Annotated in this window: 12 protein-coding genes; 9 read left to right on the top strand and 3 right to left on the bottom strand. The window is 66.6% G+C overall.

Annotated elements, in window-relative coordinates:
- Positions 1–225 precede the first annotated feature (225 nt).
- Both U1708_RS09410 and U1708_RS09405 read left to right on the top strand, forming a co-directional pair.
- The gene (locus U1708_RS09410) at positions 226–1,527 is read left to right on the top strand and encodes a CitMHS family transporter (protein WP_307087976.1); all 1,302 of its coding nucleotides are present in this window, start codon (positions 226–228) and stop codon (positions 1,525–1,527) included.
- A gap of 40 nt (positions 1,528–1,567) precedes the next feature.
- Positions 1,568–2,227: an alpha/beta fold hydrolase gene (locus U1708_RS09405; protein ID WP_332744980.1), complete on the top strand. Its 660-nt coding sequence runs from the start codon at positions 1,568–1,570 to the stop codon at positions 2,225–2,227.
- 74 nt (positions 2,228–2,301) lie between these two features.
- Here the strand turns inward: U1708_RS09405 and U1708_RS09400 are convergent, their stop codons facing one another.
- Complete coding sequence (locus tag U1708_RS09400; protein WP_332744978.1) at positions 2,302–3,516, bottom strand: UbiH/UbiF/VisC/COQ6 family ubiquinone biosynthesis hydroxylase; 1,215 nt, start codon at positions 3,514–3,516, stop codon at positions 2,302–2,304.
- A 143-nt stretch (positions 3,517–3,659) separates the two neighbouring features.
- Between U1708_RS09400 and U1708_RS09395 the strand changes: the two genes are divergently transcribed.
- From U1708_RS09395 to U1708_RS09365, 7 genes are all read left to right on the top strand, one after another.
- The gene (locus U1708_RS09395) at positions 3,660–5,972 is read left to right on the top strand and encodes a DNA translocase FtsK (protein WP_307087969.1); all 2,313 of its coding nucleotides are present in this window, start codon (positions 3,660–3,662) and stop codon (positions 5,970–5,972) included.
- A gap of 207 nt (positions 5,973–6,179) precedes the next feature.
- Positions 6,180–6,572, top strand: coding sequence for a hypothetical protein (locus tag U1708_RS09390; RefSeq protein ID WP_332744975.1), 393 nt, complete (start codon positions 6,180–6,182; stop codon positions 6,570–6,572).
- A gap of 12 nt (positions 6,573–6,584) precedes the next feature.
- Positions 6,585–7,628 carry a carbohydrate porin gene (locus U1708_RS09385; RefSeq protein ID WP_332744973.1) on the top strand — a complete coding sequence of 348 codons (1,044 nt, stop codon included), beginning with the start codon at positions 6,585–6,587 and terminating at the stop codon, positions 7,626–7,628.
- Between the two features lie 69 nt (positions 7,629–7,697).
- Positions 7,698–8,327, top strand: coding sequence for a LolA family protein (locus U1708_RS09380; protein ID WP_332744971.1), 630 nt, complete (start codon positions 7,698–7,700; stop codon positions 8,325–8,327).
- Positions 8,328–8,743: 416 nt separating this feature from the next.
- The gene (locus tag U1708_RS09375) at positions 8,744–9,526 is read left to right on the top strand and encodes an exodeoxyribonuclease III (protein WP_133020454.1); all 783 of its coding nucleotides are present in this window, start codon (positions 8,744–8,746) and stop codon (positions 9,524–9,526) included.
- Positions 9,523–10,569 (top strand): GTP cyclohydrolase II, encoded by a 1,047-nt coding sequence (ribA, locus tag U1708_RS09370; RefSeq protein ID WP_332744966.1) that lies wholly within the window; start codon positions 9,523–9,525, stop codon positions 10,567–10,569. Before U1708_RS09375 ends, ribA begins: the two co-directional genes overlap by 4 nt.
- A gap of 44 nt (positions 10,570–10,613) precedes the next feature.
- Entirely contained in the window at positions 10,614–11,090 is a 477-nt protein-coding gene (locus U1708_RS09365; RefSeq protein ID WP_332744964.1) for a YdcF family protein, read from the top strand.
- A 914-nt stretch (positions 11,091–12,004) separates the two neighbouring features.
- Here the strand turns inward: U1708_RS09365 and U1708_RS09360 are convergent.
- Positions 12,005–12,679: an HAD family hydrolase gene (locus U1708_RS09360; RefSeq protein WP_307087955.1), complete on the bottom strand. Its 675-nt coding sequence runs from the start codon at positions 12,677–12,679 to the stop codon at positions 12,005–12,007.
- On the bottom strand, positions 12,676–13,350 hold the full coding sequence (locus U1708_RS09355) for a YggS family pyridoxal phosphate-dependent enzyme (protein ID WP_332744961.1): 675 nt from the start codon (positions 13,348–13,350) through the stop codon (positions 12,676–12,678). The genes U1708_RS09360 and U1708_RS09355 overlap by 4 nt, the downstream gene beginning before the upstream one ends.
- Positions 13,351–13,355: the final 5 nt, after the last annotated feature.

The raw sequence follows: 13,355 nt of genomic DNA, 5'->3' as shown, positions 1-13,355 counted from the left end.
CGGTCCCGTGTTTGGCGCTGTCTTGGGCCCTACAAAGCGCCTCCCGTGCCCCGTCATCCTGACGAAAGTCAGGACCCAGAGCCACGCAGCACTGCACCCCGTAACCCTGGATCCTGACTTTCGTCAGATGACGGAGTGGTTGTGGCGGCCCGCTCGACATTGACTGCGACGGCCCTTGCCACCGCCCCCACCCCCCTTTTTCACGCCCTTTCCTAGGACGATGCGATGAATCTTGCCCTGCTCGGCTTCCTGATGGTGGCCACGTTCATGACGTTGATCATGACCAAGAAGATGACGCCGCTGGTCGCGCTCATCGTGATCCCGTCGATCTTCGGCGTGTTCGCGGGCGAGGCCGCGGGTCTTGGCCCGATGATGATCGACGGCATCAAGAACCTCGCGCCGACGGGCGTCATGCTGCTGTTCGCGATCCTTTTCTTCTCGACGATGACCGACACCGGCCTCTTCGATCCACTGGTCGGGCGGCTGATCCGGATGGTCCACGGCGATCCGATGCGGATCCTGATCGGGACGGTCGTGCTGTGCGCGCTCGTCAGCCTCGATGGCGACGGGTCGACCACCTACATCATCACGATCGCCGCGCTGCTGCCGCTCTACAAGCGCTTCAACATGAACCGGCTGTATCTCGTATGCCTGTTGATGACGACCAGCGGGATCATGAACCTGACGCCGTGGGGCGGGCCGACCGCGCGCGCCGCCAGCGCACTGAAGCTCGACCCCGCCACGCTGTTCCTGCCGCTGATCCCCGGCATGATCGCCGGCCTTGCCTTCCTGATCGGCCTCGCCGTGTATTTCGGGCGCAAGGAGCGCGTCCGGATGGGTGAAGCGGGCATAACCGCGGACACCGAGTTCACCGGCATGGCCGTTTCGCAATATCCCGAAGCCCGCCGTCCCAAGCTGATCTGGTTCAACGCAGCCCTCGTCATCACGCTGCTGACGTTGCTGGTGTGGGGCATTCTCCCGCTGTCGGTGTTGATGATGCTGGCGTTCGCGATCGCGATGATCGTCAACTATCCCGGCGTCGCCGACCAGAAGGAGCGCATCTCCGCGCATGCCGGCAACGTGCTGGCGGTGGTGTCGCTGATCTTCGCGGCGGGCATCTTCACCGGGATCCTCGGCGGCACCGGCATGGTCGAGGCGATGAGCAAGGCGGTGGTCGGCGTGATCCCCCCCGCGCTCGGGCCGTACATGGCGCCGATCACCGCGCTGCTGAGCATGCCGGCCACCTTCTTCATCTCGAACGACGCGTTCTATTTCGGAATGCTGCCGATCCTGGCGGAGGCCGGCGCGCATTACGGCGTCGCCCCCGAAGCGATCGCGCGCGCGTCGCTGATGGGCCAGCCGGTCCACCTGCTCAGCCCGCTGGTGCCGTCGACCTATCTGCTGGTCAGCCTGGTCGGGATCGACCTCGCCGATCACCAGCGCTTCACGCTCGTGCCGGCCATCGCCGTCTGCACGGTGATGACGCTGGTCGGGATGATCGCGCTCGCCTTCCCGTTCGTCGCCTGACGTGAGCATCCCCGCAACCCGCCGCTACCGGAGTTTCCGCATGGTCCGACCGCGTACACCGCTGATGCTGCTCCCCGCGATGGGCTGCGACGGGCAGCTCTGGGCCCGCCAGATCGTCGACCTCGCCGCCGTCGCGCAGGTCGAGTTCGGCGACCTGTCGCAGGACGATACCCTGTCCGAAATGGCCGCGCGTGTCCTCGCCAGTGCACCGCCGCGGTTCGCGGTCGCCGGCGTCAGCCTCGGCGGCTACGTCGCGATGGAGATGGTGCGGCAAGCCCCCGACCGGATCGAACGGATCGCGCTGTTCGGCACGCGCGCGTCGATGGAGGTGCGCCCCCGCACCGTCGTCGGCCAGGGCCTGCTTGCCACCGCGCCGCACGCCGACCCCCGCCTGACCGCGATCGTCGCCGGCCCCGCACAGGCGATGGCGGAGCGCGTCGGCCAGACCGTCTTCGAACGCCAGCAACGCGCACTCCTTGCTCGTCCCGACATCAGCGAGGCGATCGCAGCGATCCAAGTCGCGACGCTGGTGGCAGTCGGCGACCGCGACCTGATCTGCACCCCCGACGACGCACGCGCGCTGAGTGCCCGGATCGAAGGGTCTCGGTTCCACATGCTTCGCTCCTGCGGTCACCTCGCACCGATGGAGCGTCCCGGCGAAGTCACCGCGCTGCTCCGTCAGTGGCTCAAGACCGGCTGACCGATCGCCGCGGTGACGCGCAACGCAGCCACGCCGCGCTGTTCGCGTCGGAACGCCGGATCGGCCAAGGCACGCTAGATCATCGTGCCCTGCAAGAGCTTCGGCAGGTCGCCTGATTCCCCACGTGCCTCCGCCATGAAACGGTCCTTGAGCGGTGGGATCGCATTGACCGCACTGATACCGAACCGGCGGACGGCACTGGCGGTCTTGCCGGGGAGGCCGAACAGGCGGGTGAGCGTATCGGTCGCGGCGGCGGTCATGAACGTGTCGAGCCCGCGCCAGCGCTGATAGCGCGCGAGCAGCGCCGCGTCGCCGAGATCGAGGCCGAGGCGCTTGCCCTCGACCAGCACCTCCGCGAGCGTCGCGACGTCGCGGAAGCCGAGGTTGAGGCCCTGCCCGGCGATCGGGTGGATGCCGTGGCCGGCGTCGCCGACCAGCGCTAGCCGCGTGTCGGTGATGCGTGCGGCATGGTGGAAGCCGAGCGGGTAGCTCGACCGGGGCGTCGCCATCGACAACGCGCCGAGGAAACCGCCCATGCTCTTTTCCGCTTCGGCGAGGAACGCGCGGTCGCCAAGCTTGAGCATGCCGGGCGCGTTCTTCGCGTCGACCGTCCAGACGATCGCCGATCGGTGACCATCGGCATCGTCGGGGAGCGGGAGCAGTGCGAACGGGCCGCTCGAATAGAAGATTTCGTATGCGACGTCTTCGTGCGAGCGTTCGTGGTGGAACGCGGCGATGATCGCGGTATGCTCGTACGACCAGCGCGCGATCGTGATCCCGGCGGCCTCTCGCGTCGGCGAGTTCCGACCCTCTGCGGCGATCATCAGCGGCGCGCGGATCGTGTCGCCCGAGTCCAGCGTGACGGTAACGCCCGATTCGGCGCGGTCGACCGATGTTGCGCGCGTCTTCATCCGCAGGTCGACTTTGGCTGCGGCGGTCGCGGCATCGAACAATGTCCGACGGATCAGCTTGTTCTCGTACATCGTACCAAGCGCACCATCGTCGGCAGCCGGGACGAAATCGAGCGCACCCGGCTCCAACCCATCGCTCACCCGAATCTGGCGGATCGCACAGCCCTGCCCCGCCAGCGTCGCGCCGATGCCGATCGCATCGAGCATCCGGTGGCTCGCGCTCGCCACCGCCGACGCACGACCGTCGAAGCCGGGCGCCAGCGTAACCGCCGGGTCCGCGGGATCGATCACGATGGTCGAAATGCCGTGCACGTCGAGCGCCACGGCGAGCGTCGCGCCGACCAGCCCGCCACCGAGGATGATTACATCTGTGTCCATGAGCCCGCTTTATCCCGCCCGCCGGTCGCTGCCAACGACGATCCGGACGCAGCTTAACCCGTGTTGTCGCGCGGTTAGCTTGACGTTGAGGCTGCCGAGGACGATGAATTTCTCCATTATTTCGAATTTGGAGAATACGGGTCATGGCCAGCCGCGCGCAGCCAGCCTTGTGGCGTGAGACGGTGAAGGCGGGCGCCGTCCGCAGCGGTGCGCTGATCGCGGCGATCGCGTTGTTCGTCGGCACGCTGCTGATGGCCCTGGCCCTGGCGAGCTATCACCCGAGCGACGCGGCCTTGAACACTGCGTCGGGCGGCTATCCGGCCAATCTGGTCGGGCCGCCGGGCGCGTGGTTCGCCGATATCGCGCTCACCCTGTTCGGGCCCGCGGTGGCGCTGATGCTGCCGATCGGACCCATCCTCGGCATGCGGCTGTGGCGGGATGCGCCGCTTGGGCATTGGCTGCGGATGGTACGCGGGGCGGCAATCGGCGTCGCACTGATGGCGAGCGCACTGGCATTCGTGTCGGGCAATTCGGTGTTGGCGCTCCCCGCCGGCTGGGGCGGCGTGATCGGCCTGTCGGTCTCCAGCGCGGTGCACTGGGCGTTGAGCTTCATCGGCCAGCCGGTCGCCGAGCTGTGGTCCGCCCGCGCGGTCGGGCTGATCGCGGCGATCGCGGGCGCGATCGTCTGGGGCAAGAGCATCGAGATCGACCTCGGCGAGCGCAAATGGCGCCTTCCCCGCCGTAATCGCACCGAGGCGCTAGGTTATGACGGCTTTGCCGACATCAACGAGGACGACGACGAGCCGCTGACCCTCACGCGCAAACCGGTCGAGCCGCGCGCGGTCGCCGAGCCGGACCCGCGCCCTGCCCCCGTGATCGCGGACCGCCAGAATGCGCCGTCGCAGGCGAAACCCAAGGAACGCCAGTCGTCGCTAGACCTGCGCGACAATTTCACGCTGCCGAGCCTCGACCTGCTCACGCCGTCGCCGCCGAGCCAGGGCAACGTGATCGACAAGGCCGGGCTTGAGCGCAACGCGCGGCTGCTCGAGAACGTGCTCGACGATTTCCACGTGAAGGGATCGATCATCGAGGTGCGGCCGGGCCCGGTCGTGACGATGTACGAACTCGAGCCAGCGCCCGGCATCAAGGCGAGCCGCGTGATCGCGCTGGCCGACGACATCGCGCGCAACATGTCCGCGATCTCCGCGCGCGTCGCGGTGATTCCGGGCCGCAACGTGATCGGTATCGAGCTGCCGAACGCACGGCGCGAGGCGGTCAGTCTGCACGAACTCGTCGGCAGCCAGACGTTCGAGGACCAGTCGGCGCAGCTGCCGATCATTCTCGGCAAGAACATTGCGGGCGATTCGGTGATCGCCGATCTCGCACCGATGCCGCATCTGCTGGTCGCGGGCACGACCGGTTCGGGCAAGTCGGTCGGCCTGAACAGCATGATCCTGTCGCTGCTGTACAAGCTGACGCCGAACCAGTGCCGGATGATCATGATCGATCCGAAGATGCTCGAACTGAGCATGTACGACGACATTCCGCACCTGTTGTCGCCGGTCGTGACCGATCCGGCCAAGGCGGTGCGCGCGCTGAAATGGGCGGTCGAGACGATGGAGGATCGTTATCGCCAGATGTCCTCCGTGGGCGTCCGCAGCCTCGCCGGTTTCAACGACAAGGTGCGCGGCGCGAAGGCCAAGGGGCAGCCGCTCGGGCGCAAGGTGCAGACGGGGTATCACCCCGATACCGGCGCGCCGATGTACGAGGAGGAGAAGCTCGAATACGACGTGTTGCCGCAGATCGTGGTGATCGTCGACGAGCTCGCCGATCTGATGATGACCGCCGGCAAGGAGGTCGAGTTCCTCATCCAGCGCCTTGCGCAGAAGGCGCGCGCGGCGGGTATCCACCTGATCATGGCGACGCAGCGCCCGTCGGTCGACGTCATCACCGGCGTCATCAAGGCCAATCTGCCGACGCGGATCAGCTTCCACGTCACGTCGAAGATCGATTCGCGCACCATCCTCGGCGAACAGGGTGCGGAGCAGCTGCTAGGCAAGGGCGACATGCTCTACATGCCCGGCGGCAAGGGTATCGTCCGCGTCCACGGGCCGTTCGTGACCGACGACGAAGTGCGGCTGGTGGCGGACCACTGGCGCTCGCAGGGGCTGCCCGACTACATCTCGTCGGTCACCGAGGAGCCCGAGGAGAGCTTCGCGCTGGAAGGCTCGCCGACCGGTGAGGATTCGGCGGAGGACCAGCAATATCGCCAGGCGATCCAGCTGGTCTGCGAGTCGCAAAAGGCCTCGACCTCGTGGCTGCAGCGCCAGTTGCGGATCGGCTACAACTCGGCCGCGCGCTTGATCGAGCGGATGGAGAAGGACGGTATCGTCGGTCGCCCGGACCATGTCGGGCGGCGCGAAGTGCTGCGCGATACCGAGGGGCATGCGATCTAGCGTTGAGCCAGCGCGCGCGCCCTGCCTGCTCCCCTCCCTGAAAGGGAGGGGCTGAGGATGGGTAGGTTAGCGCGAGCCGCAACGGTTCTCGATGCGGAAGCCGACCCACCCCCGCCCCCTCCCTTCCGGGAGGGGAGATAAGCCTACTGACAGATACGCGGCACGCGTTCGCAAGATCGACGCTGCTGCGCAGAGAGTGGAACATCTATGAAATACCTGTGGGGCTTGGCAGCGGCATTGGCGATGGTTCCGGTGTCGGCACATGCGGCACCCGACGATGACATCAACCAGAACGCCCTGCGTGCGGATACCCAGCGCCCGGCGACTCGACAGGGCGGCACCGTCAAGCAAACCCCCGGCAGCAGCACCACCGACACGCAGCACCGCCCCCGCGCGGGCGTCCGCCGCGACAGCGATCTCTCCCCGTCCGCCCTCACCGCCGATACGCAGCGCACCCCGCCCCCCGGCCTGTTCGCGGACTGGTTCGACATCCGCAAACGCCTCGCCGATCGCGGCGTCGGGCTTAGCGCCCGTTATGCCTCGGAAAGCGGCTATAATTTCTCCGGCGGCGACCGGAAGCTGCTGCGCGAAACCGGCTAGTTCGACGTCGGCGTGTTGCTCGATCTCGACAAGGTCGTCGGGCTCCGGGGCGGCGCGTTCCAGGCGACCGTCACCTACCGCCGCGGTCGCGACCTCGGCGCCGACGCCAATCTCGGCGTGCTGCAACAGGTGCAGGAAGTGTACGGCCGCGGTCAGACGCTGCGCCTCACGCAATTCTGGTACGAGCAGAAACTCGGCGAAAAGCTCGAACTGAAGATTGGCCGCACCAATCCCGGCGAGGATTTCGCGGTCTTCTCCTGCTATTTCCAGAACCTCAGTTTCTGCGGCGCGCAGCCCGGCAATCTGGTCGGCGATTACTGGTATAACTGGCCGGTCGGCCAATGGGGCGCGCGACTGCGCTACGACGTCAACGACCACCTCACGCTGAAGACCGCCGCCTACGAAGTGAACCCGCGCAACCTCGAAAAGGACTTCGTGATCGGCCGGTTCCACGGCGCGACCGGCGCGCTGATCCCCGTCGAGGCCGAATGGCGTCGCGGCGACGATGACGGCCGCGTTGGCGCGTACAAGGTCGGTGGCTGGGTCAACACGTCGAACGGCGATGACGTCTTCTACGACCTGAACCGCCGGCCGATCGCGATCACCGGCCTCGAACCGCTCCGCCGCGGCGCGCGCTACGGCGTCTATTTCAACATCCAGCAACAGGTCACCGGCACCTCGAAGGACGGCAAGTCGGTCACCGGGCTCAGCGTGTTCCTCAACGCGACGCAGGCCGACCGCGCGACCTCGACCACCGACAACCAGGTCGCCGCCGGGCTGTTCTACAAGGGGCTGGTACCGTGGCGGCCGAACGACATCCTCGGCTTCGGCGTGGCGCGGACCAACGTGAACGGACGCGTCGCCAAGCGCCAGGCACTCGATCCGACCCAGCCCCCGGTGCAGGGCGCGGAATATGCGTCGGAGATCTACTACAGCGTCCACCCGACGCGGTGGCTCGAACTCCGTCCGAACGTGCAGTTCATCCACAACCCGGGCGGCGTGCATGACGCGAACGACGTCGGCGTGCTCGGCATGAAGGCGGCGATTACTCTGTAACGGAACTCGTCGAATTCAGTGGCGGTTCAAGCGCGGGGCGGCAATTGTCCGCGTTCCAAGGAGATTTCGATGTTCAATACCCGCCCCGCGGTGATCGCGACGATCGCTGCTATGTCCGTCGCCGCCCTGCCCGCGCCGATCGCTGCACAGGCCACCGGCGATCTCGCGGCCGTGCAGAAGCACCTCCAGTCGGTCGAGACGATGACCGCGAATTTCTCGCAGGCAGATCGCAACGGCAAGGTGCTGACCGGCGTGCTGACGCTGAAGAAGCCCGGCAAGCTGCGCTTCCAGTACGAGAAGGGCGTACCGATCCTGATTGTCGCGGAGGGCGGGGCGCTGACCTTCATCGATTATTCGGTGAAGCAGGTGCAGCGCTGGCCGATCAAGAACTCGCCGCTGGGCGTGCTGCTCGACCCGACCCGCGACATCACGCGCTATGCCAAACTCGTCCCCGGCTATGACCAGCGGATCGTGTCGGTCGAAGCGAATGATCCGAAGCATCCGGAATACGGCCGGATCACCTTGGTGTTCGTCCGTAGCGCGGGCGCGCCGGGCGGGCTGATGCTGCAAGGCTGGGTCGCGCTCGACAGCCAGAACAACCGCACGACGATCCGCCTGACCAACCAGAAGTTCGGCGAGGCGATCAGCGACAACACGTTCCGCTGGAACGACCCGCGTCGCACGGGTGTAAGAAAGTAACATAAAAATCGCGTCATTCATGCAAGCGACAGGTTCCGCCCACTAGAGAGTGGCTCGCGGATGTGGGGCATTCGGGATTTTTCCCCCTGTTGCCCGGATGGTTTCCTCACCTCTTGCCTGCGTGACGAACGCTGAGTCGGCCCTCGCTCCATGCCCCCGGAGCGGGGGTCATTCGCGTAGAGCGGCAGGCAAATGAATTTGCCTAACTCGCTCAAGCGCGGCCGACGAGCTTCAGCTCGGTCGACGACATGGGCTTTGCCCGTGGCGCCTTCTACCTTCGTCAAGACAGTTCCCAACACGACGGTCAGAACTCGTGGAAGCCGACCCATCCCCTGCCCCTCCCTTTCAGGGATGGGAGACTGTCGCGCCTCAGACGCTTCCTTGTCCCCACCCCCCCGCAACGCTACATCGCGGCGGTGAAGATCGTCTCCTGGAACATCAACTCGGTCCGTTTCCGGATCGCCATCGTCGAACAGTTTCTGCGCGACGAGCAGCCCGACATCCTGTGCTTGCAAGAGACCAAGGTCATCGACGGCGACTTCCCGTTGGAGGCGTTCCGCGCGCTCGGCTACGAACACATCGTCCTGCACGGCCAGCGCATGCATCACGGCGTGGCGATCCTGAGCCGGGTCCCGATCGTCGAGGACGACCGATTCGACTGGCAGGCGAACAGCGAGGCGCGCCACATCGGTGTCCGCCTCGAGAACGGCGTACGGCTCGAAAACGTCTACGTCCCGGCCGGCGGCGACGTCCCCGACCGCGAGGTAAATCCCAAATTTGGCCAGAAACTCGACTTCATCGAGCGCATGACGACCTGGTCCGAAACGCTGCCAGGCCCCACCATTCTGGTCGGCGACTTCAACATCGCCCCGCTCGAATCGGACGTCTGGAGCCACAAGCAGTTGCTCGACGTCGTCAGCCACACCCCCATCGAGGTCGAGGCGCTCGGCAAATTGCAGGCGGCAGGCGACTGGGTCGATCTCGGCCGCCGCTTCCACCCCGCCCCCGCGCGCCTGTTCACCTGGTGGAGCTACCGCGCCAAGGATTGGGCCGCATCGGACCGTGGGCGAAGGCTCGATCACATGTGGGCGACCGGTGCGGCTGCCGAAGCTGCAGTGTCGCATCACGTCTATGAACGCTGCCGAAGCTGGCTCAAGCCATCCGACCACGTCCCGATCATGACCGAGTTCGCGTTTTGAGTAACCCCCGCGCCGCCGCCCGCGCGGTCGATGCACTGAGACGTGGCTGGCCGATCGCGATCGACGAGCTGGTGCTGCTCGCAGTCGAGACGGCGGATGCGGAGCGGTTGGCGGCGTTCGATCCCGAAGCGAACGGCGGTGTGCTGATCTCGTCGGGCCGCGCGGCAACGTTGAAGCTCGCGAACCAGCTCGCGGCGGCGGACCCCACCGAACCGGTGCTGGTCGACCGCGCGCCCTGGATCGACTTCGCCGCCGCGACCGCGCTGGCCGACCCGCAATTCGACCTCGCGACTCCGCTCAAGGGTCCGTTCCGCACGCTCCCGGTGACCGATCCCGAAGCGGCCGCCGCCGCGTTACGCCTCGCGCGAATTGCCGGACTGCTGCCCGCCTTCTTCCTCGGCACCGGCGAGCCCGAAGTCGGCATAACCACTGCGGACATCGACGCACATGAAGACGCGAACCGCCTGACGCTCGCAACGCGCGCGCGCCTTCCGGTCGAGGGTGCGGAGGACGCCGAGATCGTCGCATTCCGCAGCCCCGAGAGCGCGGACGAGCACATCGCGTTGCTGATCGGCCAGCCCAACGGCCATCCGCCGCTGGTCCGATTGCACAGCGAGTGCCTGACGGGCGACGTGCTCGGCAGCCTCAAATGCGACTGCGGGCCGCAGTTGCACGCCGCGATCCATGCGATCCGGCATAGCGGATGGGGCATCCTGCTGTATCTGCGGCAGGAGGGACGCGGGATCGGCCTGGTCAACAAGCTGCGCGCGTACGCGTTGCAGGATCAGGGTTTCGATACGGTCGATGCGAACACCCGGCTCGGCTTCGCGGTCGATGCGCGTGATTTCGGCGTGGCGGCACGGATGCTGACTCTGCTCGGCCAGCGCGAGGTGCGGTTGCTGACCAACAACCCCGCCAAGGTCGCGGGGCTCGAAGCGGCAGGCGTGACGGTGATCGAACGCGTCCCGCACTTCTTGCCCTCGAACCCGCACAACGCGCAGTATCTCGCGACCAAGCGCGACCGCACGGGGCATCAGTTCTGACCGACATTCCACCTTCCCCACCACCCTCGCGCCGCCTGATCGTTGTGTTCGGCGCGGCCGTTCGTCCCGATGGCAGCCCGAGCCCCACTCTCGCCCGCCGCATCGCGTTCGCAGCCGCGGCGGCGGCGCGCTACGTCGATGCGGACCTGTTCTGCTCGGGTGCGAAGGGCACGCATGGGCCTTCGGAAGCGTCGGTCATGGCCGAAGTGCTGGCGGAAACGGTCGATCGTTCGCGGATCCATCTCGACGAGACCAGCGTGGATACGTTGCAGAGCGTCGTCGCGGCGACCGCCTTCGCCCGCGTGGGCAAGTATGCGCAATGCATGATCTGCACCGACGGCTATCACCAGCCACGCATCCGCATGCTGTTCGCGATGCTCGGCATGCCCGCGAGCGCGATCCACGTCCCGCATGGCGGCAGCCGGCGGTACCAACTCAAGATGCGAACGCGCGAGGCCGCGGCAATCCCGTATGACCTGGTCGCAGGGATCGGCGCGATCTGGCGGCGAAAGCGGGGCTGACTACATCCGGCGAACGCGACTTCCCCCCTCCCTGAAAGGGAGGGGTCGGGGTTGGGTAGGCTTCCGTATCACCGTACCGTCGCGGCCAAAGTCACCCTACCCACCCCCCGCCCCTCCCTTTCAGGGAGGGGAGCCTGCACCTTTTCGAAATAGGCCGAATGAATGTTGCCCCGCCTAAGCGAGCAACCGCGCCACGTCCTCGAAACTCTCCGCCAGCGCATCCACCCCAATAGCCTTCAGCCGCGCCCCGTGTTCCGCATGGCGGCAGCCGGCGGTACCAACTCAAGATGCGAACGCGGGAGGCCGCGGCAATCCCGTATGACCTGGTCGCAGGGATCGGCGCGATCTGGCGGCGGAAGCGGGGCTGACCACCACCGGCGAGCGCGGGGGCCAACATCGAAATGTCCGCGACTTCCCCCCTCCCTGAAAGGGAGGGGTCGGGGGTGGGTAGGCCAGCTTTGGCCGCAACAGTACAGTAATACGGAACCCTACCCACCCCAGGGGAGCCTGCACCTTCTGGAATAGGCAGAGTGGATGTATCCCCGCCTAAGCGAGCAACCGCGCCACGTCCTCGAAACTCTCCGCCAGCGCATCCACACCGATAGCCTTCAGCCGCGCCCCGTGTTCCGCATGGCGGCAGCCGGCGGTACCAACTCAAGATGCGAACGCGCGAGGCCGCGGCAATCCCGTATGACCAGGTCGCAGGAATCGGCGTGATCTGGCGGCGGAAGCGGGACTGACCACATCCGGCGAACGCGACTTCCCCCCTTCCCTGAAAGGGAGGGGTCGGGGGTGGGTAGGCTTCCGTATCACCGTACCGTCGCGGCCAAAGCTGGCCTACCCACCCCCTGCCCCTCCCTTTCAGGGAGGGGAGCCTGTCCCTTTCGGAATAGGCAGAGTGGATGTATCCCCGCCTAAGCGAGCAACCGCGCCACGTCCTCGAAACTCTCCGCCAGCGCATCCACACCGATAGCCTTCAGCCGCGCCCCGTGTTCCGCATTGCAATGCGACCCCGCAGACAGCCCGATGACATACCCTCCCGAGGCCACAGCCCCGGTCGCACCCACCGGCGAGTCCTCCAGAATCGCCGTCCGCGCGATATCCACCCCAAGTTGCCGCGCGCCAAACAGGTACAGATCCGGCGCGGGCTTGCCGTTGGTGACGTGTTCGCGCCCACTATAAAGGTGGTCGCCGAACGCATCGCGCAGGCCGATATGCTCCAGATGCCGTGCGATCCACGAGACCGGGCTCGAAGAAACGATCGCCTTGGGCAGGTCGGCAGGAAGCGAGCGGACGAACGCCACCGCGCCCTCGATCGCGTCGACGCCGGCCGCCATCACCCGCTCGTCCTCGGCTTTGCGCGCCGCGTAGAAGTCGTCGGTGAGCGGCCGATCGATCCAGCGTTCGACCGCGTCGATGAACTGCGGCCCGGCAAGCCCCATGAAGTTCGCCATCGAATCTTCGGCGGTCGTCGGGTGACCGGCCGCCGTCAGCCATTCCGCGATGTGGCGGTTGCCGACGGCTTCGCTGTCGATCAACACGCCATCGAAGTCGAACAGCAGAGCGTCGAACCGTACCGAAATACTCATGCTGCGACACCCCGCGCGCCGAACAACGCGCTGCCGATCCGAACGTGAGTCGCACCGATCGTCACCGCGGTCTCGAAATCGTCGGACATCCCCATGCTCAGCCCGGTCAGCCCATGATCGCGCGCGAGCTTGGCGAGCAGCGCGAAATACGGCGCCGGCTCGACGTCCGCAGGCGGCAGGCACATCAGCCCGGCGATCGGCAAACCGCCGGCACGCGCCTGTTCCACCAGTGCGGGCAGGTCGGCGATCGCGCAGCCGCCCTTTTGCGGTTCGTCGCCGATATTGACCTGGAGGAAGCAGTCCGGGCGACGATCGCTCGCGGCCATCGCCTTCCCGAGTGCAGTCACCAGCGAGGGACGATCGACCGCGTGGATGCAGTCGAACAACGCCACCGCTTCCGCCGCCTTGTTGGACTGGAGCTGGCCGATCAGGTGCAGTTCGACGTCGGGATATTCCTCGCGCAACGCCGGCCATTTCTCGGACGCTTCCTGCACGCGATTCTCGCCGAACACGCGTTGGCCTTCGACGAGCAACGGCTCGATCGCCTCGATCGGATGCGTCTTGGAGACCGCGATCAGCGTCACGTCGGTAACGCGGCGATCGGCGATTTCGGCGGCCTTGGCGATCCGGCTGCGGATGGCCTGCAATTTGGTGGTGTCGTCAGCAATCATGCGGC

It is taken from the genome of Sphingomonas arabinosi (genome assembly GCF_036663715.1).
Lineage (GTDB): Bacteria > Pseudomonadota > Alphaproteobacteria > Sphingomonadales > Sphingomonadaceae > Sphingomonas.
The sequence above is the reverse complement of the archived record's forward strand: the minus strand, read 5'-3'. Positions and strand labels throughout refer to the sequence as shown.

Bases quoted from the DNA above. Each gene is read 5' to 3' on its own strand.
- U1708_RS09410 (WP_307087976.1), top strand. From the start codon at position 226: ATGAATCTTGCCCTGCTCGGCTTCCTGATGGTGGCCACGTTCATGACG.
- U1708_RS09405 (WP_332744980.1), top strand. From the start codon at position 1,568: ATGGTCCGACCGCGTACACCGCTGATGCTGCTCCCCGCGATGGGCTGC.
- U1708_RS09400 (WP_332744978.1), bottom strand. From the start codon at position 3,516: ATGGACACAGATGTAATCATCCTCGGTGGCGGGCTGGTCGGCGCGACG.
- U1708_RS09395 (WP_307087969.1), top strand. From the start codon at position 3,660: ATGGCCAGCCGCGCGCAGCCAGCCTTGTGGCGTGAGACGGTGAAGGCG.
- U1708_RS09390 (WP_332744975.1), top strand. From the start codon at position 6,180: ATGAAATACCTGTGGGGCTTGGCAGCGGCATTGGCGATGGTTCCGGTG.
- U1708_RS09380 (WP_332744971.1), top strand. From the start codon at position 7,698: ATGTTCAATACCCGCCCCGCGGTGATCGCGACGATCGCTGCTATGTCC.
- U1708_RS09360 (WP_307087955.1), bottom strand. From the start codon at position 12,679: ATGAGTATTTCGGTACGGTTCGACGCTCTGCTGTTCGACTTCGATGGC.
- U1708_RS09355 (WP_332744961.1), bottom strand. From the start codon at position 13,350: ATGATTGCTGACGACACCACCAAATTGCAGGCCATCCGCAGCCGGATC.